The sequence below is a fragment of the Sphingobium agri genome (genome assembly GCF_023051225.1).
Lineage (GTDB): Bacteria > Pseudomonadota > Alphaproteobacteria > Sphingomonadales > Sphingomonadaceae > Sphingobium > Sphingobium agri.
Genome location: NZ_JALKHS010000004.1, coordinates 93324 through 116822, shown reverse-complemented (window position 1 = coordinate 116822; position 23499 = coordinate 93324). Strand labels below are relative to the sequence as shown.

27 protein-coding genes and 1 tRNA gene are annotated in these 23499 nt (G+C 61.8%); 10 read left to right on the top strand and 18 right to left on the bottom strand.

The genetic code is table 11. The features are described 5' to 3' along the window. Positions 1–13 precede the first annotated feature (13 nt). Positions 14–913: a phytoene/squalene synthase family protein gene (locus tag MU848_RS01790; protein WP_315862404.1), complete on the top strand. Its 900-nt coding sequence runs from the start codon at positions 14–16 to the stop codon at positions 911–913. A gap of 108 nt (positions 914–1021) precedes the next feature. Here the strand turns inward: MU848_RS01790 and MU848_RS01785 are convergent, their stop codons facing one another. The 13 genes from MU848_RS01785 to MU848_RS01725 all read right to left on the bottom strand — a co-directional run bounded on the left by MU848_RS01785 (position 1022) and on the right by MU848_RS01725 (position 12077). Next, the gene (locus tag MU848_RS01785; protein WP_247229829.1) at positions 1022–2356 is read right to left on the bottom strand and encodes an ammonium transporter; all 1335 of its coding nucleotides are present in this window, start codon (positions 2354–2356) and stop codon (positions 1022–1024) included. A gap of 13 nt (positions 2357–2369) precedes the next feature. Then, positions 2370–2708, bottom strand: coding sequence for a P-II family nitrogen regulator (locus MU848_RS01780; protein ID WP_097092464.1), 339 nt, complete (start codon positions 2706–2708; stop codon positions 2370–2372). A 157-nt stretch (positions 2709–2865) separates the two neighbouring features. Next, entirely contained in the window at positions 2866–3441 is a 576-nt protein-coding gene (locus tag MU848_RS01775) for a DUF924 family protein (RefSeq protein ID WP_201515786.1), read from the bottom strand. Between the two features lie 55 nt (positions 3442–3496). Further along, positions 3497–4939: a metalloprotease TldD gene (gene tldD / locus MU848_RS01770; protein WP_201515785.1), complete on the bottom strand. Its 1443-nt coding sequence runs from the start codon at positions 4937–4939 to the stop codon at positions 3497–3499. Positions 4940–5001: 62 nt separating this feature from the next. Further along, a complete protein-coding gene (locus tag MU848_RS01765; protein ID WP_097092461.1) occupies positions 5002–5256 on the bottom strand; it encodes a zinc-finger domain-containing protein in 255 nt (84 codons plus the stop codon). 43 nt (positions 5257–5299) lie between these two features. Further along, a tRNA-Val gene (locus MU848_RS01760) sits at positions 5300–5375 on the bottom strand. An 83-nt stretch (positions 5376–5458) separates the two neighbouring features. Next, positions 5459–6397, bottom strand: a complete 939-nt coding sequence (locus tag MU848_RS01755; protein WP_247229828.1) for a winged helix DNA-binding protein — start codon at positions 6395–6397, stop codon at positions 5459–5461. 309 nt (positions 6398–6706) lie between these two features. Next, positions 6707–7558: a D-amino-acid transaminase gene (locus tag MU848_RS01750; RefSeq protein ID WP_247229827.1), complete on the bottom strand. Its 852-nt coding sequence runs from the start codon at positions 7556–7558 to the stop codon at positions 6707–6709. 74 nt (positions 7559–7632) lie between these two features. Then, positions 7633–9036: a UdgX family uracil-DNA binding protein gene (locus MU848_RS01745; protein ID WP_247229826.1), complete on the bottom strand. Its 1404-nt coding sequence runs from the start codon at positions 9034–9036 to the stop codon at positions 7633–7635. Positions 9037–9043: 7 nt separating this feature from the next. Then, on the bottom strand, positions 9044–9508 hold the full coding sequence (locus tag MU848_RS01740) for a hemerythrin domain-containing protein (protein ID WP_201515781.1): 465 nt from the start codon (positions 9506–9508) through the stop codon (positions 9044–9046). Positions 9509–9568: 60 nt separating this feature from the next. Then, positions 9569–9925: a hypothetical protein gene (locus tag MU848_RS01735; RefSeq protein ID WP_380800000.1), complete on the bottom strand. Its 357-nt coding sequence runs from the start codon at positions 9923–9925 to the stop codon at positions 9569–9571. Between the two features lie 76 nt (positions 9926–10001). After that, positions 10002–11252 (bottom strand): putative DNA modification/repair radical SAM protein, encoded by a 1251-nt coding sequence (locus MU848_RS01730; RefSeq protein WP_247229823.1) that lies wholly within the window; start codon positions 11250–11252, stop codon positions 10002–10004. Between the two features lie 66 nt (positions 11253–11318). Continuing rightward, complete coding sequence (locus tag MU848_RS01725; RefSeq protein ID WP_247229821.1) at positions 11319–12077, bottom strand: class II aldolase/adducin family protein; 759 nt, start codon at positions 12075–12077, stop codon at positions 11319–11321. 221 nt (positions 12078–12298) lie between these two features. On the opposite strand from MU848_RS01725, the gene rpsU reads away from it, so the two are divergent. Beyond that, positions 12299–12505, top strand: a complete 207-nt coding sequence (gene rpsU, locus MU848_RS01720; protein WP_004208618.1) for a 30S ribosomal protein S21 — start codon at positions 12299–12301, stop codon at positions 12503–12505. Positions 12506–12578: 73 nt separating this feature from the next. Further along, entirely contained in the window at positions 12579–13139 is a 561-nt protein-coding gene (locus tag MU848_RS01715; protein ID WP_097092455.1) for an FKBP-type peptidyl-prolyl cis-trans isomerase, read from the top strand. Positions 13140–13185: 46 nt separating this feature from the next. Here the strand turns inward: MU848_RS01715 and MU848_RS01710 are convergent, their stop codons facing one another. The 5 genes from MU848_RS01710 to pyrE form a co-directional block, all read right to left on the bottom strand. Beyond that, entirely contained in the window at positions 13186–14220 is a 1035-nt protein-coding gene (locus MU848_RS01710) for an AI-2E family transporter (protein ID WP_380800087.1), read from the bottom strand. A gap of 68 nt (positions 14221–14288) precedes the next feature. Further along, a complete protein-coding gene (gene lepB / locus MU848_RS01705; protein WP_247229818.1) occupies positions 14289–15170 on the bottom strand; it encodes a signal peptidase I in 882 nt (293 codons plus the stop codon). A 47-nt stretch (positions 15171–15217) separates the two neighbouring features. Beyond that, a complete protein-coding gene (gene acpS / locus MU848_RS01700) occupies positions 15218–15619 on the bottom strand; it encodes a holo-ACP synthase (RefSeq protein WP_097092452.1) in 402 nt (133 codons plus the stop codon). After that, complete coding sequence (locus MU848_RS01695; protein WP_247229815.1) at positions 15616–16353, bottom strand: pyridoxine 5'-phosphate synthase; 738 nt, start codon at positions 16351–16353, stop codon at positions 15616–15618. The genes acpS and MU848_RS01695 overlap by 4 nt, the downstream gene beginning before the upstream one ends. 5 nt (positions 16354–16358) lie before the next feature. Next, complete coding sequence (gene pyrE / locus MU848_RS01690; RefSeq protein ID WP_097092450.1) at positions 16359–16940, bottom strand: orotate phosphoribosyltransferase; 582 nt, start codon at positions 16938–16940, stop codon at positions 16359–16361. A gap of 276 nt (positions 16941–17216) precedes the next feature. On the opposite strand from pyrE, the gene coxB reads away from it, so the two are divergent. The 7 genes from coxB to MU848_RS01660 all read left to right on the top strand — a co-directional run bounded on the left by coxB (position 17217) and on the right by MU848_RS01660 (position 23478). Further along, positions 17217–18224 (top strand): cytochrome c oxidase subunit II, encoded by a 1008-nt coding sequence (coxB, locus tag MU848_RS01685; protein WP_247229813.1) that lies wholly within the window; start codon positions 17217–17219, stop codon positions 18222–18224. A 17-nt stretch (positions 18225–18241) separates the two neighbouring features. Beyond that, the gene (ctaD, locus tag MU848_RS01680; protein ID WP_097092448.1) at positions 18242–19909 is read left to right on the top strand and encodes a cytochrome c oxidase subunit I; all 1668 of its coding nucleotides are present in this window, start codon (positions 18242–18244) and stop codon (positions 19907–19909) included. A 114-nt stretch (positions 19910–20023) separates the two neighbouring features. Beyond that, positions 20024–20944 (top strand): heme o synthase, encoded by a 921-nt coding sequence (locus MU848_RS01675; RefSeq protein ID WP_247229811.1) that lies wholly within the window; start codon positions 20024–20026, stop codon positions 20942–20944. Further along, positions 20941–21072: a hypothetical protein gene (locus MU848_RS18945; RefSeq protein ID WP_255254778.1), complete on the top strand. Its 132-nt coding sequence runs from the start codon at positions 20941–20943 to the stop codon at positions 21070–21072. Before MU848_RS01675 ends, MU848_RS18945 begins: the two co-directional genes overlap by 4 nt. Next, on the top strand, positions 21072–21647 hold the full coding sequence (locus MU848_RS01670) for a cytochrome c oxidase assembly protein (RefSeq protein WP_247229809.1): 576 nt from the start codon (positions 21072–21074) through the stop codon (positions 21645–21647). The genes MU848_RS18945 and MU848_RS01670 overlap by 1 nt, the downstream gene beginning before the upstream one ends. Positions 21648–21690: 43 nt before the next feature. Then, the gene (locus tag MU848_RS01665) at positions 21691–22521 is read left to right on the top strand and encodes a cytochrome c oxidase subunit 3 (protein ID WP_097092445.1); all 831 of its coding nucleotides are present in this window, start codon (positions 21691–21693) and stop codon (positions 22519–22521) included. A gap of 315 nt (positions 22522–22836) precedes the next feature. After that, complete coding sequence (locus MU848_RS01660; protein ID WP_247229807.1) at positions 22837–23478, top strand: SURF1 family protein; 642 nt, start codon at positions 22837–22839, stop codon at positions 23476–23478. The last annotated feature ends 21 nt before the right edge of the window (positions 23479–23499 follow it).

Here is a 23499-nt window from a genome sequence, read left to right as displayed (position 1 = left end):
TGCGCGCGACAGCATCGCCCGTGGCTCCAAATCCTTTGCCATGGCGTCCAGGCTGTTCGACCGGCAAACTCGGGAGCGGGCCTGGCTCCTCTACGCCTGGTGCCGCAAATGCGACGACATCGCCGATGGGCAGGATCATGGGGGTGTGATGACGGGCGTGGCCGATGGGCAGGTCCGTTTGGCCGCCATGCGAGCGCAGACCGATGCAGCTTTACGCGGCGAAGCTACCGGAGACCCTGCCTTTGACGGCTTTGGCTTCGTCATGCGCGAATGCGCCATTCCTGCGCGCTACGCCCATGACCTGCTCGAAGGCTTTGCCCTGGATGCGCAGGATTGGCGGCCCGTCACCGAAGCCGACATGCTGCGCTATTGCTATCATGTCGCTGGGGCAGTGGGATGCATGATGGCTGTGCTCATGGGTGTGAGCCCTGAGGATGAAGCCACGCTGGACCGGGCCTGCGACCTTGGTTTGGCATTCCAGCTGGCCAATATCGCCCGCGACATCGCCGAGGATCAGCAAGCCGGCCGCTGCTACCTGCCCCAGCAATGGCTGGCGGAAATGGCGATCCCGCCGGGAAGCCAGATGGAGCCAGCCTTTCGCCCGCAACTCACCCTTTTGGCGGGCCGCCTTACGAGCCTTGCCGCAGATTATGAAGCGAGCGCCCGCCATGGCACCGGATCCTTGCCGCCGCGCGCCGCCTGGGCGGTTCTGGCTGCGGCAGGCATTTATGGCGACATAGCGCGGGAAGTCGCGAGGCGTGGAGAACGCGCTTGGGACGCCCGGGTGATGACGCCCAAGAGCGAGAAGCTGGGATGGGTGTGCCGGGCCGGATTTCAGATTTTCGGCCGTTCGTCCCGCTGGCCCGCATCCGCGCCTCGCCCACCGCATCTCTGGACCCGGCCTAGAGGCTGATCCAAAAAAAAAGGGCCGGCACTTTCGTACCGGACCCAAGGTGTGTTCGCAGGAGGAACATCGTGTGGCGGGCGGGCCATTCTTTGCGGCCCGCCCTTCCGAATAGGATCAGGGGTTGTAGGCGCGCTCGCCATGTTCCCCGAGGTCGAGGCCTTCCAGTTCGACGTCGCGGCTGACCCGCAGGCCGGTGACGGCTTTGGCGACGAAGATGGCGATCGCGGTGCCGATCGATGCCCAGACGATGGTCGTGACGGTGGCCAACAGCTGCGTGACGAGCTGGCTGCTCATCGAGAAGTCAGCGCCGCCCGGACCGCCCAGCGACGGCGAGTAGACGATGCCGGTGCCGATCGCGCCGATCATGCCGCCGATGCCGTGGATGCCGAAGGCGTCCAGCGAGTCGTCATAGCCAAGCTTGGGCTTGATGACCGTAACCATGTAGAAGCAGATGATCGACGCGACCGCACCCAGCACGATGGCACCGAACGGGCCAGAATTCCCCGCGGCAGGCGTCACGGCAACCAGACCGGCGATGATGCCCGAGCAGAAGCCGAGGGCCGAACCCTTGTGACCGTTGATGCGCTCGGCGATCATCCAGAACAGGCCCCCAGCAGCCGTTGCAACGAAGGTGTTGATCATCGCCAGGGCCGCAGAGCCATTGGCTTCCAGAGCCGAGCCTGCATTGAAGCCGAACCAGCCAACCCACAGCAGGCCGGTGCCGACGCCCGTCAGCGTCAGCGAGTGCGGCGGCATCGGTTCCTTGGGGAAGCCCACGCGCTTGCCGAGGATGAGGCACGCGACCAGCGCCGAAACGCCGGCGTTGATATGCACCACGGTACCGCCAGCGAAGTCCAGCGCGCCCATTTCAAAGAACAGGCCGCCCGTTGCCCAAACCATGTGGGCGATCGGGAAATAGACGATCGTCAGCCAGACAGCTGCGAACACCATCACCGCCGAGAACTTGATGCGCTCGACGACCGAACCCAGCACCAGTGCGATCGTGATCGCGGCGAAGGTCATCTGGAAGCTGACGAACACATATTCGGGGATGACGACGCCATCGGTGAAGGTGGCAGCCGTCGAATCCGGCGTGATGCCCTTCAGGAAGGCTTTGGACAGGTCGGAAATGAAGCCGTTGCTGGGACCAGCGAAAGCCAGGCTGTAGCCGTACATCACCCAGATCAGCATCGCGAGGCCCGCGACCGCGCCGATCTGCGTCATGACCGACAGCATATTCTTGGTACGAACCAGGCCGCCATAGAAGAGGGCCAGGCCGGGGAGGATCATGGCCAGCACCAGCACGGTGGAGGTCATCATCCAGGCAGTATCGCCCTTGTCAGGCGTCGGCGCAGCGGCCGCCGCCGTTTGCGCCCAAGCGGGCAGCGCGGCGAAGAGGGAAAGGCCAGCCGCTCCCATCACGCCGGAGAATTTCTTGGCAAAGGTCATTATTCCCCCCTTCTTACAGCGCGGTCTCGCCGGTCTCGCCGGTGCGGATGCGCACGGCCTGACCAACATCCAGGACAAAAATCTTGCCGTCGCCGATCGCGCCGGAATTTGCTGCCGTCTGGACCGCTTCGACTACGCGCGGTGCAAGATCGTCGTCGCAAACGACCTCGATCTTGATCTTCGGAACCATGTTCGTGGAATATTCGGCGCCCCGATAAATTTCAGTTTGCCCCTTCTGGCGGCCGAAGCCCTTCACCTCGGACACCGTCATACCCGCGATGCCCAGCGAGGAGAGTGCCTCGCGGACATCGTCAAGCTTGAACGGCTTGATGATAGCCATGACAAGTTTCATGTCGCCCCCTGTTAATGGTGTGCGGCGACATACCAGCAAGAGCCGTGCCAGTTCAGAAAACTGGGCCTGATCCGGGCTTTCTCCTTAGGGAGTTCGAAAGGGCAGCAAAAAAAATGGGCAGGTGATCAACCTTGCCTAAAAAATGGGCACGCTCCGGCTACCATCCGGAACCTGCCGCGATGGCTTCCTCTTCGCCTGTTGCATTGGCGCGGCCCAGCGCCGCATTTCGATGGGGAAAACGCCCGAACCGCGCGATCACTGCATGATGTTGGCGTGCGAATTCCATGGACCGCTCATCGCCGGCCGCCTCGAACAGGTTGAGGGACAACTCCTGATCCTCCAGCGCTTCGCTATGCTGGAACGGCATGTAGAAAAATCTCCGCCCGGCGCCGCCGATTTGAATGTCATAGCCATGGGCAATCGCGCCGCGGGCTATGGTCCGGGCAAGCTCGTCCGTCTGGTAAGCTTTAGCCGTGCCCCGGAACATGTTGCGTGGCAGCTGGTCGAACAGCAGCACGGCTGCCAACGCATCGTCGGCACGCTCCAGGAACGTCTCGGCGGGCAGCGCCTGCTTCTCCCGCCACAGATGCTGGAAACGGCTCGTGCATTGCCGGTCAAGCGCCGGGTCATGCTTCCACCAGCCTTCTTCACCGACTTGATTGAACCAGAAATCGAGCAGAGCCGCCGCCCAGTCGGCGGTCACCGCGTCATGGCTGTCCGTGAGCATGTTCATACAGGAAGAAAAGATCAGGCGAGCGGCCGGTTCCGCAGCCCATGGCGTCCGGCTGTCAGGTCGCCGTGCCGCCGACCGTCAACCCGTCCATCAGTAGGGTGGGCTGCCCGACCCCGGCCGGAACACTCTGGCCCCCTTTGCCGCACATGCCGACGCCTTCATCCAGCGCCCAGTCGTTACCTATGCCGATGACTTTGGTGAGCGCCGTTGGCCCATCGCCAATCAATGTTGCACCCTTGATCGGCTCGCCGATTTTTCCATTCTCGACCTTATAGGCTTCGGTGCACGAAAAAACGAACTTGCCCGACACGATATCGACCTGTCCGCCGCCAAAGCTCTTGGCGAAGATGCCCGACTTCATGCGGGACAGCAGTTCTTCGGGATCGTCTTGGCCGCCCTTGATGAAGGTGTTCGTCATGCGCGGCATCGGCGCATGGGCGTAGCTTTCGCGGCGGCCATTGCCCGTCGGTTCGACACCCATCAGCCGCGCGTTCAGCCGATCCTGCATATAGCCTTTGAGGATGCCGTCCTCGATCAGGATATTTTCATGCGTGGGCGTGCCTTCATCGTCGATCGACAATGATCCGCGGCGATTGAGGATGGACCCGTCATCCACCACCGTGACCCCCGGCGCCGCGACACGCTCGCCGATCCGGCCGGAAAAAGCGCTGGTGCCTTTCCGGTTGAAATCGCCCTCCAGGCCATGGCCGATCGCTTCATGCACCAGTACGCCCGGCCAACCTGGACCCAGCAGCACCGTCATTTCGCCCGCAGGCGCGGCGACTGATCGCATGTTGACCCGCGCCTGTGCGAGCGCCTCGTCAATGGCCCGGTTCCAGATCGCGGGATCCATGACCTGATCATAAAGATAGCGCCCGCCAATCCCGAAGCTGCCTGTTTCGCGGCGGCCATTTTCTTCCAGGATCAGCGAGACGTTCAGCCGCACCAGCGGGCGGATATCCGTCGCGGTAAAGCCATCGGCGCGGACGATCTCCACCACTGACCAGCTTCCCGCCAGGCTGACCGACACCTGCGCAACGCGCGGATCTCGCGCTCGCGCGGCTGCGTCGATGGCCGCGCACAACGTCACCTTTTCAGCGAAGGGCACGATCTCGAGCGGATTGGCGTCGGTATAGAGGTGGCGGTTGGTCCGCTGCGGCGGCGGCGCGGGTTGGCCCCTCGCTGGGTCGAGCAGCGTCAGCGTCTCGGCCGCCCGGCGAATCGCGGCCTCGCTAATGTCATTGGCATGGGCAAAGCCCGTCATCTCGCCTGACACGCCGCGCAGGCCAAAACCCGCATCGGTCAAATAGTCGGCCGTCTTCAGCCGGCCATCGTCAAATCCGAAGCTCTCGCTTGCCCGATATTGAAGGTAAAGCTCGCCATCATCGCAATTGGCGAGCGCCTGGGCGGTCAGCCGCCGCGCGCCATCGGGATCCAGCAGGCCCGGCCGGTAAAGAAGGCCGCGCGCATCGGTGAACTGGGAAGCGATGTCCGTCATGCCGCCCGATATAGGGGCGCAGCTTCCCAAGCCCAATCAAATTCGCGATGGCGAAACCCGTTTCAGATGCTGGCGCCGGATGGGATGTCAGGCAGCCCCGCGACTTCGGGCGTGTCAGCCGGACCGCCGATCAGGACGAAGCGCCGGTCGCAATAGCCGCAATCGACATAGCCATGTTCGTCAATCTCCAGGAACACGCGGGGGTGGCCCAGAGCAGCGGGGATGTCGCCCGAACCATCGCACGCGACGCGGGGCTTGGTGACTCGAAGAATTTCAGGCGGCTGTATCATGACGCGTTCGATTAGCAGCGGCTCCATCGCACCGCAATATCCGGCAGGGCTTTCTGGCAGCGATGGGAAATGGTGGGCGATGACGGGCTCGAACCGCCGACATTCTCGGTGTAAACGAGACGCTCTACCAACTGAGCTAATCGCCCGATGCCGCATCATGGCGATGCAGCCGGAGCGCGCTATCTAGGCCAATCCGCGCGCCGGTCAAGCCTTGATGATAGCGGCCCGTTTACCCGCACAGGAAACGGCGGCTCGCGGTGAACCATCTTGTCAGCGCTTCGGCGGTATCGTCGGTCAGCGCGATGAACACGCGGCGCCCGTCATGCGGGTCAGCCTGCCGGTGAACGATGCCCTTGTCGGTCAGCGTACGGATCCAGCGCAACGCGGTCGTCGGCGGCACGGCCGAAGCGATGCAGAGGCTAGAGACCGACACGCGCTCCTGCTCCAGACGCGCTGCCAACAGGTCGAGCAGCATGTCCCATGCAGGATCGGCGAAAAGGTCGGCAGGCAGGAAATCCTCCCGCAGCCGCCGCGCGCGCAGCATGTCCCGCACCTGCGCCGCGCCAAGCGTTGCTTCCTTGGCGGGCGCTCGCTGCTCGCCAATCGGTTCGACAGCGGGCATACCGATATAGTCGCTCGCACGATCCGATATGCGGGGGCCCAAGGCAAAGGAAGGCATGGCATGGCGCGGGCGCGCCGTCAGCGCCTCCAACGTCCGGGCGAGGCGGCTGACTTCTTCGCTCAGTTGCTGCAGGCGAACGCCTTCGCTTTCCTGGTTCACCTCATGAAGTGCCCGCTGCGGCGTAGTGCCGCCCGCCGTCAGCAGCGCGGCGGCAAGATCGGCATGATCGGGTGTACAGAGCAGCTGCGTCCGCTCACTTCGCATGCAGGCGAAGGCTAAGTCCACGGTGTCGAGACCTGCGACCAGAATGACGGCCATGTCATTCTGCACCGCCAGCGTCTCCACTTGCACCAGCAGCCGCTCGAGCATGACAGATGGATGGGTGCAGAAGAGCAGGATGACATCGCAGCCCACCTGCATGTCGAGCCGCAGCATCGCCTGATCCAGCGCGACGATATCCAGCAGCCTGAACTGTGCGGCCTGCGCGATCCCGGCGACATCGTCGAGGAAGATATCGTCGGCCAGAATGAGCAGGCCCGCCCGCATATCCCTCACGCGATAAATATCTTCGCCAGCGGCAACAAAGTCAGTCCGGGATCGATCCATTTCCACCTGATTAAACTCCTGTCCCTGCTTTGTTCCTAACCTACCGCAATATCTCGGTTGCGCCGCTTCTCTCTCCTCCAAATCGGAGCATGCAAGCTTGTTCCTGATGTTGATGGCGCGTTTTGCCGTTGAATTTCACAGAGTTGAGCACGGCTACCGCCAAAATGGTCCGGCTTTTCCCCGAAATGGCGGGATGACAGGCCTAAGGAAACTGTATCCGGAACGGATGATCTTTCCGCATTTTTGATTTCAGACTGCCGTCCGCCGGGCAAAGTCGATGTAGAGTTCGCGCAAGCGGGTCGCGATCGGCCCAAGGCTGCCATTGCCGATAATGCGCCCGTCGATACGCACGACGGATTGGCAGAGCGTGGACGCGCTGGTGATGAAAGCTTCGCGTGCTCCCACCGCTTCGGCGACTGTAAAGGGGCGATGAACGACGGTCAGTCCACTTTCCTCCGCCAGCGCGGTGATGGCAGAGCCGGTGCACCCCGCCAGCACGGCTTGCGAATATGCGCGCGTGATGATGCCTTCATTCGTCACCAGGAAGGCCGTGGACGACGCGCCTTCGGTGACGAAGCCATCTTCCACCATCCAGGCTTCTTGCGCGCCCGCTTCGGCCGCAATCTGCTTCGCCATGGCTTGGGCCAGAAGGCCCACGCTCTTGATGTCGCGCCTTGCCCAGCGGAGGTCGGGCGTTGTGACCACTGCGATCCCGCTCTGTACAGCCGGAGAGTCGAGGAAGCGCTTGGCCTGCGTGAACATCACCAGAGTGGGCTCCAGACCGGGCGAGGGCAGGAAGTCCCGGCCGGAGTCCGCACCCCGCGTCAATTGCAGATAGATGAGCCCTTCCTGAAGTCCGTTGCGGGCAGCCAGTTCTTTCTGCGCGGCTTCGATCTGTCCGGTTGAAAGGGGCAGCGAAAGACCGATGGCCGCTGCCGAGCGCTCAAGCCTTGCCAGATGCGACGCGCTGTCGATCAGCCGTCCGTCGATGACGGCCGTCACTTCATAGACTGCCTCGGCAAAAAGAAATCCGCGATCGAGTACCGAAATCCGCGTTTCGGCAAGGGGCAGAAACTGACCATTATGATAGGCGATCGACATGAAGCGGCAAAATCCCTCGGCTAACATCGGCGGGTGGCGATGTTGCCGGGGCAGGGCCGTTGGTCAAGCGATGATCATCGGGCAAGGGCCTTCACTCTCTCGCCGATGCCGCGCAAGTCCTCAACAAAGCGCGCCCTTTCTTGCGCTTTGCGCGCTTCATCCGGCACCCGCAGCAGGAAACTGGGATGCACTGTTACCCAGGCTTCGATGCCATTCTCAAGCGCGATCGGTGCGCCCCGGGTTCGGCTGATCGTCACCGCCTTTCCCAAGATGGCCCGTGCCGCCGTCGCGCCCATCGCGAGCAGTACGCGCGGACGGATCAGGTCCAACTCCTGATCCAGCCACCAGCGGCAGGCGTTGATCTCCGGCGTGTCCGGCGTCTGGTGGATGCGCCGTTTGCCGCGCCTCTCATGTTTGAAATGCTTGACGGCATTGGTGACGTAAATGCTCGCCCGGTCGATCCGCGCCTCTTCCAGCGCATGGTCAAGCAATTGTCCCGCCGGACCGACGAAAGGCCGTCCCGCAAGATCTTCCTGATCGCCCGGCTGCTCCCCGACGATGACGAGCGCAGCGTCTAGCGGCCCTTCGCCGAACACCGTCTGGGTGGCATCGCGATATAGATGACAGCGCGTGCAGCCTGACGCTTCCTCGCGCAGGGCCGCCCAGGCGGCTGTCACGTTGCTGGGGCGGGCGGGTGTCTTGGGCGGGGTGGCGATCATGGCCGCCTCCCTTGCCTGCGCTCCGGCGACCAGGCCGGGGATGAGTGCCGCCTCCGGCAGGTTGCGCCAATATTTTTTGGGCATCTCCGACAGCATGGCGCGCTGCTTGAGCCTGGCTGGATTGAATATTGAGGCATAATAGCTTTTCCACATGTCCTCGACCGGGTCGCCCGCAGGGGCATCCGTCTTCGATGCGCCTGGCCCTTCGCTCAGTCTTTCGCCATCCCAGAAAATGCTGACTTCGGGCGTCAGGATGGACCAGCGCATCGATGCGAAGCGGCGCACGAAGAAAGCGGCGTTGGCCCGGACGATATGATGGTCGGGTTCAAACCAGGCGACAAAGCGCGCGCCGTCGTCATCCTGCACCTCCCGGAAGCGGACGAAGGCGCGCATCTTGTGAATGTCGCGGCGAACCGCTTTGGCCAGCACCTCAACCCTGCGGACCAGAGGATCGGCCTGGTCATCCATGCGCGTGCGCTGCTCGCGGACATCCAGCAGCAGTGCATAGAGCAGGGCAAAGCGCTCCGGATCGCGGTGCAATATGGCGCTTTCCGCCAACTCCAGAAAAGCACGCGGGACGGAAAATGCTCCGCTGCCCTGATCGGCAGGCGGCGGCTTGTCGAACGCCAGCAGCGATCCCGCATCTCCTTCGACCCGCCAATCTATGTCCTGAGGCGGCACGCCAGCCAGAGCGAAACGACGGGCAGCATCGCGCCACCCGTCGAAATCGTCCGGCCCGCTCAGCAGCGCCTGAAACATGGCGAAATCAGTCGGACGATTCCGCCCGCTCCAGCTCGGCAGGTTTGCGCCGCGCAAAGGTGGCGGCAAGTTTCACTTCTTCCTCGTCCGTCAGTTCAGCCGCTGCGTCGGGGAACATTTCCTCTTCTTCTTCCTCGATATGGTGCAGATAGCGCTTCTTGAGCTTGGCAAAGGTTTCACGCCATTCCGGACTGTTGAAGGCCTGCTCCTCTAATTCTTCCAGATAATCGTCGATTTCCTTATGTTCCGCGACGCTGTGCTGCGCATCTTCGCGCAGGTCGGGGCGGGCGAGCATCGTTGCGTAAAGCGTCTCTTCTTCGGCAGCCGCATGCGCGGTCACCTCGACGCGAAACTGCTCGAACAGTTTTTCCAGCCGGTCATGATCATCCTGCGCATCAGCCATCTTCTCGAACAGCTGACGATGGGCATCATGATCCTGCTTCAATTTGTCGAAAATCGTGGCCTTGGCCATGGGCGTGCTCCTCTTGATCTAGAGGGCACAACGACAGGCAGGACGCTTTGGGTCCGCGGGTCAGCCGAACAGGAAGCGGAAGATGATGGCGACGGGGAGCCATAACAGGCTGCAGGCAATGCTGCTCAGCCACACCTGCGCCACATCCCGGCGAAAGCGCAGGCCCAGACCCGACCTCGACAGGCCGCTTTGATCCAGCATCTCCCAGCGGCGCTCCATGCCACGGGCGATCATGGCATATCCCCCGATTGCGGCGATAAGAGCGAGGTGTAGTACCAGCGAGCCGCCCATCCGGGCGACGATAGCGATCTGAATGAGGCAGAAAACAACGAGTGCAGCGGCCAGATGGCTGCTCATGCGCTTGGCATAACGGCCGCCATGAGGCCGTACTGAATCACCATTGAATGCCGTTGCCACCAGCGCTGTCCCCTCGACCTTTATTGTTCTCAAGAAATCACGAAGCGCGGCACTTATCAACAGGGAAAACGGCTGTTCAACCGAAAAGCTCCAACTGTGCCGCGGGAGGAGTGAGCTGCCGCCGCAGATCGACCTTGTCGATCAGGTGCACCGGCCTCCAATCACTCGCGATCAGAAACGGCCGCAATTTCACGATCGAGCTTGTCAGCCGCGCAACGTCGTCCAGCCGGAGACGGCGCACCCTGCGGCTGGCCAAGATGCGATCGACCGCTTTGACGCCAAGTCCCGGCACCCGAAGCAACAATTCGCGGGGTGCGCAGTTCACGTCCACGGGGAACATGTCCCGATGCGCCAAGGCCCAAGCGAGCTTGGGATCGATGTCGAGCGGCAGATGTCCTGTCTGCGGATCGGTTGCCTGCTCCAGATCCTGCACTGAAAAACCATAGAAGCGCATCATCCAATCCGACTGATACAGCCGATGCTCGCGCAGCAGGGGCGGGCGTTTGAGCGGCAGCACGCTACTGGCGGAAGGGATCGGCGAGAACGCGCTATAATAGACGCGGCGCAACGCGTGCCGATCATAAAGCGAGCGCGCACGCCGGATGATGGCCCGGTCATCCGCTTCGTCGGCTCCTACGATCATCTGCGTCGACTGCCCTGCGGGCGCGAAGCGCGGTGCATGGCGATACCGTTTTTTCGCATCGGCGGTATCTTCGATCGCCGTGCGCAGCCCCTTCATCGCCCCTTCGATGCGCTCGCCATTCTTTTCGGGCGCCAGTCGCCGCAAGCCTTGCTCTGTCGGCAATTCGACGTTGATCGAGAGCCGGTCGGCATAGAGCCCCGCCTGATGGGTCAGTTCCGGGTCGGCATCGGGAATGGTCTTGAGGTGAATATAGCCGCGAAAATCATGCTCCTCCCGCAAGGCGCGGGCAACGCCGACCAACTGCTCCATCGTATAATCGGACGACCGTATGATCCCGGAGGACAGGAAAAGCCCTTCGATATAATTACGCCGGTAAAAGCTGAGCGTCAGGTCGACCACCTCTCGCACGGTGAAGCGCGCCCGGCGTACATCGCTCGACCGGCGGTTGATGCAATAATGGCAGTCGAAGATGCAGCTATTCGTCAGCAGGATCTTCAGCAGCGATATGCATCGTCCGTCAGGCGCATAAGCATGGCATATACCCATTCCCTCGGTCGACCCGATGCCGCCTTTGCGCCCGGACGTGCTATCGCGCTTCTTCGTCCCCGACGATGCACATGACGCATCATATTTTGCCGCGTCGGCGAGGATTTCCAGTTTCTGCCGGATCGAAAGAACAGCCATGCGTTCACATTATGTTCTTTGTTCGCGCATGTCCTTGATCTAGATTGATCTGGCGCACCTGTTTCTTCAGGTCTTCCAACTCGGATCGATCCTGTCGATCAACCGGACCATGGCTTGAAAGTCGGGTACGCCCGGGCCTACTGGCAACTGCACCTCGCCGATATCGCGCTGATGGACCGCAATCACCTCTTCCGGAATATCGATCGGCGTCCCTGCCGCGCCCGTGGCGACCTGGATCTCGCAAGCGCGCTGGAGCATCCAGTGCAGGAGGAAAGCCTTGGGCAGGGTATCGGCCATGACCAGCGAGCCATGGTTGCGCAGCATCATCAGCCGCCGTTCGCCCAAATTGGCGATCAGCCGCTCGCCTTCGTCCGGGCGCAGCGTGATGCCTTCGAAATCATGATAGGCGATCCGGCCTGCGAACGCTGCGGCATAAAAATTAGTCGGCCGCAGCCCTTCCCTGGTGGCGCTGACCGCCATCGCGGCAGTGGTATGCGTATGGATGACGCAATGGGCGTCGGGCAGGTGCCGGTGAAAGACGCTATGCTGCGTGAACCCGGCCCGATTGACCAGATAGGCACTGCCGTCCAATATGTGGCCGTCGATATCGATCTTGACGAGGTTGGACGCGGTCACTTCCGAATAGAGCAGCCCGAACGGATTGATCAGGAAAGCACCATCCTCAACAGGCACGCGCAAGGTGATGTGGTTGTAGATCAACTCCGACCAGCCCATATGGTCGAATATGCGGTAGCAGGCAGCGAGCTGCTGGCGCGCCTCCCATTCGGCGGCTGACATCCCGGCAACAGGAACGGCGGTGGCCATGGCGATCCTCCTTTATCTTCTGCCCTGACTATCCACCCCACTGGCGCTCCTGTCGAGTGAAACGGCTTCGGGGTTGAATTTGGCCGAATCTGCTGGTAGGGCGCGCCCCACACGGCGCAGGCTGCCCTGCGACGACTCATCGCTATTAGTTTTGGTAGGCCCGTCGGGAAGGGTTTGTTTCCCGGCGAACCGCCCGTTTTCGACTGGAGTTTGACTGGCTTATGCAAATCATCGTTCGCGACAACAATGTCGACCAGGCCCTGCGCGCGCTCAAGAAGAAGCTGCAGCGTGAGGGCGTGTATCGCGAGATGAAGCTGCGCCGTCACTACGAAAAGCCCTCGGAAAAGCGCGCCCGCGAAAAGGCGGCTGCGGTTCGCCGCGCGCGCAAGCTGGAGCGGAAGCGCGCCGAGCGCGACGGCGTCCGTTAAGACGTTCGTTTCCATGGGGCGGCGGACTGCCGCTCCATCCTGCTGATCATCCGCACCTGCGAGGCTAAGGTCCATGTCCACGACCGCTGTTCCCCTTCGTCCCATCGCCAAGGGGTCGCTGACGCGTCTCTGGATCGGCGTTGCCGCAGTGGCGATCGCCGCCGCTGGCCTCGCCTGGGCCGGACAGCGCGGCGTGGAGCCGTCACCTGCCAGTTATCTTGCCAGCAATGCGGGTGAAGACGGCGTGATCACGACCGACTCGGGTCTCCAGTACAAGGTTCTGGAAGAGGGCACCGGTCCCAGCCCGACCGCTGCGGACGTGGCGCTGGTCGGCTACAAGGGCACGCTGCTCGACGGCACTGTCTTCGATGAAAATGCCCAGACCGCGATGCCCGTAGATGGCGTCGTGCCGGGCTTTTCCGAAGGCCTGCAGAAGATGAAGAAGGGCGGCAAGTATCGCCTGTGGATCCCGCCGCAGCTCGGCTATGGCGAGCAGGCCGCCGGTCCGATCCCGGCGAATTCCGTGCTGGTCTTCGATGTGCAGCTGCATGATTTCAAGTCGAAGGCCGACATCATGCGCATGCAGCAGATGATGCAGCAGGGCGCGGTGCCGCCGCCGCTGCCGGGCAACTGATCGATTGGATTGGAAGTCAAAAAGGGCCCGCTAGTCGGGCCCTTTTTCATTTGGCGACGACGATGGCCTTCGCGTCATCGCTGTCATTGATCGCTTTGGACCGCTCCTCCAGATAAACCTTGATCATCGCGATGATCGGGTCGGCCAGGAAGAGGCCCAATATGCCGAACAAGGCGCCGAATATGATCTGCGCGGCAAGAACCAGTGCGGGCGCCAGATCGGTGGCGCGCTTGGCCACCATCGGGACGATCAGATAGCCGTCCACGATCTGCACCACCAGATAAACGCCGAATGCATAAAGGCCCGCATCCACACCCGCCGAAAAGCCGACGAGCACGATCAATACGCCCGAAATGATCGACCCAATATTCGGTAGAAAGGCAAAGAGCCCCGTCAGAATGCCGAGAAGCCCCGCCATCGGCACGCCCCCGGCAAGCAGAAGCAGCCATGTTCCCACGCCCTCGACAGCCATGCCGATCAGCCGCCCGAACATCAGGCGGCGCAACGTCCAGCCCATCTTGTCCGCGACATTGTAGAAGCTGACCCTGCTGTTCATGGGGAGCATCCAGGCCACGCCTCGTTCGTACAATCGCGGATCAACGGCGATGAAGATGGCCAGCACCAGCATCATGACCCCGCTCGTCACTGCACCCATCATCGTGCTGACGGCGGCGGTCACCCGGCCGATCGAACTGAATGCCTGCGTCGCCAGGCTCTTGAAGTCATCAGGCGTGGTGGTGACGCCCAATTGCTGCATCCAGCCGCCGATGCGCGTCACCTGTGCTTCCACGATCGTGCGCATGGCTTGGGCCTGTGCCGCCAGGCTCGCTCCGGTCAGGTAGAAGGTATAGCCCATGAAAAGCAGTGCGGAGAGGAGGACGATCGCCAGCCGCCAGCCGCGGCCAATCGGCAATACCCGGCCGAGCAGGCGCGTGCCTCCGTCCATCATCGTCGTCAGCACCAGCGCGCCCAGTATCAGCATGATTGGTTGTGCCAGCAGAACGACGAGTGCGACCGCCACGGCCATGGCGATCCACACACCCGCGCGCTTTATCTCATGCTGGACAAGCGGGCTGCGCAACTCGCTTGGGCCTGGCTCCTCGATGTGGACGTTTTTCCCGCTCAATCACCAGCCCCTTTGCGAATACATTATTTCGGGGGTGCAACGCTCTCCGGGCGCAAGCTGTTCCCTGCGCGGCCGCTGCGGAAACCGTGGACCCAGGTCATGGGATTCCAGCTGGAATCACCGTCCAGCGAGAAGGTGATGAACTCCGCGCGTCCGCCGATCGCTTCCCAGGGCACAGGACCGCCGAGCCCATTTTCCTCAAGCGGGGCGCGGCTGTCGGCGCTGTTGTCCCGGTTGTCGCCCATCAGGAACACATGATTTCGTGGCACGCGCACCGGACCATACCAATCCAGCGCGCTGGGTCCCATGTCGATCGTCAGATAGCTTTTGCCGTTGGGCAACGTCTCTTGCCGCACGGGCAACTGGCAATAGTCCCGCCCGTCCGCACCTGTCGTGCGCGCTCCGGGAAACTGGGTGGGGGAGCAAGGGGCGTTGCCATCGATCGGGATCAGGATCGGCTTGATCGCCTTCTGCGGCACCGCGACGCCGTTCAATATCACCTGTCCGCCTCTGACCTCGATAATGTCGCCCGGCAGGCCGATCACGCGCTTGATGTAATCCTCGCGCCGATTGTGCGGCGACACGATGACGATGTCGCCACGGTCGGGCAATCGGCCGAAAATCCGGCCCTTCAGGAAGGGCAGGGGGTGGAAGCTCGGGGAAACATAGGACCAGCCATAAGGGAATTTGCTGACCACAAGCCTGTCACCCTTCAGCAGCACAGGCATCATCGATTCGCTGGGAATGTAGAAAGGCTTGGCGACGAAGCTGTGAAAGGCCAGCACCGCCAGGATCAAAAACCCGATGCTCTTCACCTCATGCCACCAATCGACGGAACTCCTGTCCGTCCGTACCGGCGATGCCGCCGCTGATTCTTCTGTGGCAAGCGGGTCGTTATCGCTCATGGGGGCTGCCGTTGTGGTGGGCGTTTCGGATAGTGGCGGGGTAGCCGTCACTGGGGTAGGGCCTCAATGATGACGAATGCCTGCGCCCATGGATGATCATCGGTTAGCGTCAGGTGAATGACCGGCTTGTGACCATCGGGCATCATCGCCTGCAATCGTAGAAGCGCGCCCCCGGTAAGCTCCAGCGTGGGCGCGCCGCCTGCGCGATTGACGACGCCGATATCCTTCATGAACACGCCACGGTTGAAACCAGTGCCAACGGCTTTGGAGAAGGCCTCTTTCGCAGCGAACCGCTTTGCCAGCGTCCCCGCCTTGGTGAAGGGCCGCCGGTCCGCCTTGGCCCGTTCAACCTCGGTGAAGACCCGCTGTTCGAACCGCGCTCCGAACCGATCCAGCGAATTCTGGATACGCTCTATATTGCAGAGGTCAGAGCCAAGGCCGATGATCAACGTACCAAGTCCATCTGCCGCCGCATTTCTCGGATGCTGCTTTCCAGCCCGCTGAATATCGCCTCGCCGATGAGGAAGTGGCCGATGTTGAGTTCGGCGACTTGCGTAATCGCCGCCACGGGGCCGACATTGTCGAAGGTCAGCCCGTGGCCGGCATGGGGTTCGATCCCGTTCTTGGCCGCCAATGCCGCAGCGTCCGCCAGGCGCCGCAACTCGTCGGCGCGCTCTGATCCCGACAGATGGGCATAGCGACCCGTGTGAAACTCAACGACTGGCGCGCCAAGGCGCATCGCCGCTTCGATCTGGGCCGGATCAGGTTCGATGAAAAGGCTGACGCGTATCCCGGCGTCGCCCAGCGCGCCGACGATCGGCCTCAGCATCTCGATCTGGCCCGCCGCGTCCAGACCGCCTTCGGTCGTCCGCTCCTCTCGTTTTTCCGGCACGATACATGCGGCATGCGGGCGATGCTTGAGCGCAATGCCCAGCATCTCCTGCGTCGCCGCCATCTCCAGGTTGAGCGGCACGGTAAGCGCCGCCATCAACGTGGCGATGTCTTCGTCCCTTATGTGCCGCCGGTCCTCTCGAAGATGGGCCGTTATGCCGTCTGCACCCGCCTTCACGGCCAGCAGCGCAGCCTTGACCGGGTCTGGATGCTCTCCCCCCCGCGCGTTCCGGATGGTGGCAACATGGTCGATGTTGACACCCAGGCGCAGGTGGGCGGGGGCTTGCTGCATGATGTCTATTGTTTCCGGCTTCCGGGCTTGATTGCGGGAATGGCCGCCAGTTCGGGCGGCACATCCTCGGCTTCATAGACCGGGAAGTTGATGCTGACGAGCGGGTAGAATGGAACGCCCAGGTCCACTTCACCTGCGGATCGATCGACCAGCGCGACTTCCGCGACCACGATACCGCCTTCGGCTTCCACGGCTTCAATCGCCTGGCGCGACGACAGGCCGGTGGTCACGACGTCCTCTACCATCAGCACCTTCTGGCCCGGCGTGATGCTGAAGCCCCGCCGCAGTTCAAACGTGCCTTCCGGCCTTTCGAGAAAGACGGCATCCTTATCAAGCGCGCGGCCTACTTCATGGCCGATGATAAGGCCGCCCATCGCCGGGGAAACGACAAGGTCGATCTCCTGCCGCATTTCACGCGGCAGCTGCTGCACGACGGCCCGGGCGAGGCGGCCTGCGCGCTCGGCGTTCATCAATACGCGCGCGCATTGCAGGTAATTGGCGCTGCGGCGGCCCGAGGACAGGATGAAATGCCCTTCCAGCAAGGCTCCTGCCGCCCTGAATTCTGCCAGTACTTCCTCGTCGGTCATCCGGTTTATCGATCCATCAGCATTTGCCCCGGCCGCTTCGGGCCGTCCGGCACATATCTTTTAACATGGGTAACCATGATCGCGCCCCTGTGCGCGAGGTGCGAGATAGGCGGACGGCCGGGGCGTTGCAACAGCGAAGAAAATCTGCTCCTGCCCGCTTGAGGCAGGAAAAAAGCATGCCTATAAGCCGCGGCAGACCGACCGGGCGGAGGGGGACGTGTATGCGCGCGCCTTCGTTGCAGCGGCGCCAAGGGGTTACGGGGTAAGAAGACGCTTATGAAAATGGTGAAATCGCTCGTTCTCGCCGGGTTGCTGGCCTTTGCGCCTGCATCGGCGTTGAACAGTCAGGCGCTGGCGCAGGATAATTCTGCCGTCGCTGCCGCTGCGGACAATGCTGCCGCCCCGGCCGAATCGGCTGGCAACGCAGCGGCCCCCGCTGCCGAAGCTGCGAAGGTAGCCGCGCCTGCCCGGATGAAGCCGACCGAAGGCATCGGCATGCCGCGTCCGGGTGAAATCACCTTGCAGGAACAGTTCAGCCCGACTGGCCACACCGCCCGTTGGTTGCATGACGTGCTGCTCCTGCCGCTCATCACGATCATCTCGGTCTTCGTCCTGCTCCTGATGCTCTATGTCATGGTGCGCTTCCGCCGCAGCGCCAATCCGGTGCCGTCCAAGACGTCGCATAACGCCTTGATCGAGGTGCTCTGGACCGTGGTCCCCGTCATCATCCTCCTGGTGATCGCGGTGCCCTCGATCGGCTTGCTGGCCGATCAGTACAAGCCTGCTCCCAAGGATGCGGTCACGGTAAAGGTAACTGGCTACCAGTGGTACTGGGGCTATGAATATCCCGACAACGGCATCCCAGAATTCGTCTCGAACATGCTGCCCAAGGAAAAGGCCGAGGCGAATGGCGAGCCCTATCTGCTGGCGTCCGATACCCGCTTGGTTCTTCCCGCTGGCCGCCCGATCAAGCTGATCATCACCGGCGCCGACGTGATCCATGCCTTCGCCGTGCCTTCGCTCTGGGTGAAGATGGACGCTGTGCCGGGCCGTCTCAATGAGAAGACCTTCACCATTGAGAAGCCGGGTGTCTATTACGGCCAATGTTCCGAACTGTGCGGCGCGCGTCACGCCTTCATGCCGATCGCGATCGAGGCGCTGCCTCCCGCCCAGTTCGACCAGTGGGTCCTCTCGCAGGGTGGCAAGCTGCAAGGTGCTGCTCCGGCGGCTTCCGCCGCTGCTGCTCCGGCCGCACCTGCCGCCGCCCCCGCCGAAAAGCTTTGATGTAAGGGCATAACGCCATGACCACGATTACTGCAGATCATCACGGCGATCATGCTCATGATCATCATGACGCCGATCACAAGCCAGCCTTCTTCCAGCGCTGGTTCATGTCGACGAACCACAAGGACATCGGCACCCTATACCTGATCTTCGCGATCCTTGCCGGCGTGATCGGCGGCGCGATTTCAGGCCTGATGCGCGCGGAACTGGCTCAGCCGGGCATCCAGTATCTTCATACTTGGGCCCAGATGACCGACGGCCCTTCGGCCACGCTCGACCAGGCCTATCACCTCTGGAACGTACTGATCACCGCGCACGGTCTAATCATGGTTTTCTTCATGGTTATGCCCGCGATCATCGGCGGCTTCGGCAACTGGTTCGTGCCGATCATGATCGGCGCGCCGGACATGGCCTTCCCGCGCATGAACAACATCAGCTTCTGGTTGCTGATCCCTGCCTTTGCGCTGCTGCTTGGTTCGACCTTCGTGCCTGGCGGTACGGGCAACGGTGCGGGCACGGGCTGGACGGTCTATGCTCCGCTTTCGACGAGCGGCTCTGCAGGCCCGGCTGTGGACATGGCCATCCTGTCGCTCCACATCGCGGGCGCCAGCTCCATCCTGGGCGCGGTCAACTTCATCACCACCATCCTCAACATGCGCGCGCCGGGCATGACCCTGCACAAGATGCCGCTATTCGTATGGTCGGTGCTGGTCACGGCTTTCCTTTTGCTGCTCGCGCTGCCGGTTCTGGCTGCTGCGATCACCATGCTGCTGACCGATCGCAACTTTGGCACGACTTTCTATGATGCTGCCGGCGGTGGCGATCCGGAACTGTACCAGCATCTGTTCTGGTTCTTCGGCCACCCCGAAGTGTACATCATGATCTTGCCGGGCTTCGGCATCATCAGTCAGATCGTTTCGACCTTCAGCCGCAAGCCGGTGTTCGGTTATCTGGGCATGGCATATGCCATGGTCGCGATCGGCGTGGTCGGATTCGTTGTGTGGGCGCACCACATGTTCACCACCGGCATGTCGGTGAACGTGAAGATGTACTTCACTGCCGCAACCATGGTGATCGCGGTGCCTACGGGCATCAAGATCTTCTCCTGGATTGCGACGATCTGGGGCGGTTCGATCAGCTACAAGACTCCGATGGTCTGGGCCCTGGGCTTCATCTTCCTGTTCACCGTGGGCGGCGTCACGGGCGTGGTCCTCGCGAATGGTGGTGTCGATGACGTGCTGCATGACACCTACTACGTTGTGGCTCATTTCCACTATGTGCTGTCGCTGGGTGCCGTCTTCGGTCTCTTCGCTGGCTTCTACTACTGGTTCCCGAAGATGTCGGGCCGCATGTACAGCGAATTCCTGGGACACCTGCACTTCTGGGTGTTCTTCGTCGGCGTGAACCTGCTGTTCTTCCCGATGCACTTCCTTGGCCTGTCGGGCATGCCCCGCCGCTATCCTGACTATCCGGAGGCGTTTGCCTACTGGAACAGCGTGGCGAGCCATGGATATGAGATCATGGCGGTGGGCGTGCTGATATTCTTCGTGAACGTCTTCTGGTCGCTTGCATTCGGTAAGAAAGCGGAAGGCAATCCATGGGGTGAAGGTGCAACGACGCTGGAATGGACGTTGCCCAGCCCGCCGCCGTTCCACCAGTTCGAAACGCTGCCGGTCATCGACTGACGGCTGGTCAGAAGGAAAGCATCCAGTAGGATGCCGGGTAGCGATAAAGATCGCAGGCCCAAAGTTAGCAGTCCCGGCGCCCCTGATGGCGCCGGGCTGCCGCATGAGGAGCATATGGCAAGTTCGCCGTTCATGACCGGGAGCGCCGCTTCCACGATGCCTGCACATTGGCGGGATTTCGTCGCGTTGACCAAGCCGCGTGTAATGACCTTGGTGGTCTTCACGGGCCTGTGCGGACTCCTTGCTGCGCCGGGCCATATTCACCCCGTATTGGCCTTCACGGCTATTCTTTGCATTGCGCTCGGAGCGGGAGCGGCTGCCAGCCTCAACCAATGGTATGAGGCGGACATTGACGCCAAGATGAAGAGGACTGCGAACAGGCCGTTACCTGCCGGACGGATGGATCGCCAATCGGCGCTTCACTTCGGCGTCGGCCTCTCATTCTTTTCGGTTCTGCTGATGGGTGTGGCGACCAACTGGCTCGCGGCTTCCATTCTGGCCGTGTCGATCCTCTACTATGTTTTTATCTATACCATTTGGCTGAAGCCTCGGACCGCCCAGAACATCGTGATCGGCGGCGCTGCTGGCGCCTTTCCTCCGGTGATCGGCTGGGCGGCGGTAACGGGCGATATCGGCGCTCTGCCGGTCGCGCTCTTCATGCTCACCTTCTTCTGGACGCCGCCGCATTTCTGGGCTCTCGCGCTGTTTGTGAAGACCGATTACTCCGCTGCCAATATTCCGATGCTACCGGTGGTATCCGGCGAGGTCGCAACGCGTCGGCAAATCTGGTTCTACACAGCTATCATGGCGGCTGCGGCTATGGCGCCAGTTCTGCTGCGCCTTACCGGTTTGATCTACGGCCTCACGGCGCTGCTGGGGACGGGTTTGTTCGTGATATTTGCGTTTGACGTGTTTCGGCGTCGTGAAACAGACCCCAGCCGGATGGGACCTGAACGGCGGCTGTTCAAATATTCGATCCTTTACCTGTTTGCGCTGTTCGGCGCGGTCGTCGTTGATCGTTGGGTGTTCGCATGACGCCTGAAGAGGAAAAGCAGGTCCGCAGCCGACAGAAGTCGCGTGCCCTTGTGACGGGGCTACTGCTGGCCGCGCTTGTGATTCTCTTTTACGCGATCACGATTGTGAAAATCGGCGGAGGGCATTGATGGCCAGCCTGCCGCCCTCGCCATTCGATCGCGACCGGCGTAACCGGCGTACACTGGTCGCCATGGCTGGGGTGGGGTTGGCTATGCTGGGCCTTGGGTTCGCTTCGGTTCCACTGTACCGGATATTCTGCCAGCAGACAGGCTTTGGGGGCACGACCCAGCGAGCAGCCGCTGATGTCAAGTTGCAGCCGGTTGTTGGTCACACATTTTCAATCCGCTTCGACTCCAATGTTCAACCCGGCATGCCTTGGAAATTCTATCCTGAGCATCGCACCGATACCGTCACCGTGGGCGCGCGCGACATGGCGATCTTCATCGCGAAGAACATGTCGGACAAGCCCGTCACCGGCACGGCCAGCTTCAACGTGACGCCTACGCAGGCTGGCGCTTACTTCACGAAAATCCAGTGCTTCTGCTTTACCCAGCAAACTTTGCAGCCGGGCGAGCAGGTGCGCATGCCGGTTATTTATTATGTCGATCCGAAAATCCTGAATGATCCCGACAATAGAGACACGCAGGAAATTACGCTGAGCTACACCTTCTATCCTGTTGAGCAGGACAAGAAGCCGAGCTAAGGCAATCCACGATAACGCGAACGCGAACAGGGAAGAGTACGTCATGGCAGGCGCCAAGCAGCACGATTATCATATTCTACCGCCCAGCATCTGGCCGCTATTCGGTTCCATGTCTGCGCTGGTCATGGCGATGGGCGCGATCATGTGGATGCACCCCGACGCCATGCCTGCTGGTGGCGGATGGGTATTCCTGATCGGCGTCGCGGGCGTGCTGTTCACCATGTACAGCTGGTGGGCCAATGTTATCGCGGAAGCGCATGCGGGTGACCATACGCCGGTCGTGCAGCTGCACCTGCGCTATGGCATGATCCTGTTCATCGCTTCGGAAGTCATGTTTTTCGTCGGCTGGTTCTGGGCCTTCTTCGACTTCTCGCTGTTCCCGAGCCAGCTCGCGCCGATCGAAGGGATGTTCCCGTCCAAGGGCATCGAGGTGATGAACGCGTTCGAGTTGCCCTTGCTCAATACGCTGATCCTGCTCTGCTCGGGCACGACCGTGACCTGGGCGCACCACGCGCTGATCCACGGCGACCGTGAAGGCCTCAAGAAGGGGCTGTGGTTGACCGTCATTCTTGGCCTGCTGTTCTCCTCGATCCAGGCCTATGAATATGCCCATGCCCCGTTCCCGTTCGGCGGCAGCCCCTATAGCTCGGCCTTCTACATGGCGACCGGCTTCCACGGCTTCCACGTTCTGGTCGGGACGATATTCCTGATCGTCAATCTCGTGCGCGCCTATAAGGGGCACTTCACTCCGCGTCAGCATTTCGGCTTCGAGGCTGCGGCCTGGTACTGGCACTTCGTCGACGTGGTGTGGCTGTTCCTGTTCGTCGCCATCTACGTGTGGGGCGGCTGGGGCGCTCCGATGCACGGCGGCTAAGGACTGCACCTTATTCATCAAGCGAACGGCCGGTATCACCCGGCCGTTTTCTTTTGGGCGGAAGATAATTATGCCTATCCTTATGCTTCCATCCGGCTCCGCTCCGCCCGCTCCATCTTGCCTGCCTCGGCTTTGGGGCCAGATGTCTTCTGTGTGCGGAGTTGCTGTACGAAAAGCTCGCCCGTTGGTGTTGGTCGAACAAACCATGCCGCAGGCGAGCTGCTCGCGGGTAGCCGGTCGAACACCTTCGTCTCTCGCTTCGCTCTTCCTATGGGGGTTTTGGGCAAGGTCGAGGTTTTGGGAGTGCCTAACAATATGACCTCGCGCCGCATCCCTCTTTTCGCCAGCATCATCGTCGCGGGCGCCGTGCTGGTCATGATCGGTCTTGGCATCTGGCAATTGCAGCGCCGCGGCGAGAAGGAAGCGATGCTGGCCCTTGCCTCGGCCAATCCAACCAAGCCGACCGTCAGCTTTCCGCAAATGGCGCCTGTTCCCGTCGAACTGCTCTTTCGGCGGTCATCCCTACACTGCCTGAATGTCGTGGGCTGGCAGACCGAAGCGGGCCGGGCGGCCGATGGATCGGTCGGCTATCGCTATATCGCGCAATGTTCGACAGGAGCAGAGGGCCCAGGAGCGCTCGTCGCGCTGGGCGTCGCCAAGCAGCCGGACCTGAAGCCCGATTGGAGCGGCGGGCAAGTCAAAGGCTGGATATCGGAGGAGCCGGACCACCGCACATTGCTGTCACGTTTCACCGCCAACGCCTTGCCGCTGCGCCCGATGCTGATTGCCGGGAGTGCGCCGCAAGGCCTGAAGCCGATCGCGCCGCCAAGCGTCAAGGATGTCCCGAACAATCATCTGGCCTACGCGATCCAATGGTTCTTCTTCGCCGCCGTCGCGGTGATTATCTATGTGCTTGCCCTCCGCCGGCGGCCCACTCCGCCGCCCGATCCTTCGTAAAGGCTTGCTCCCGGGCCCCGG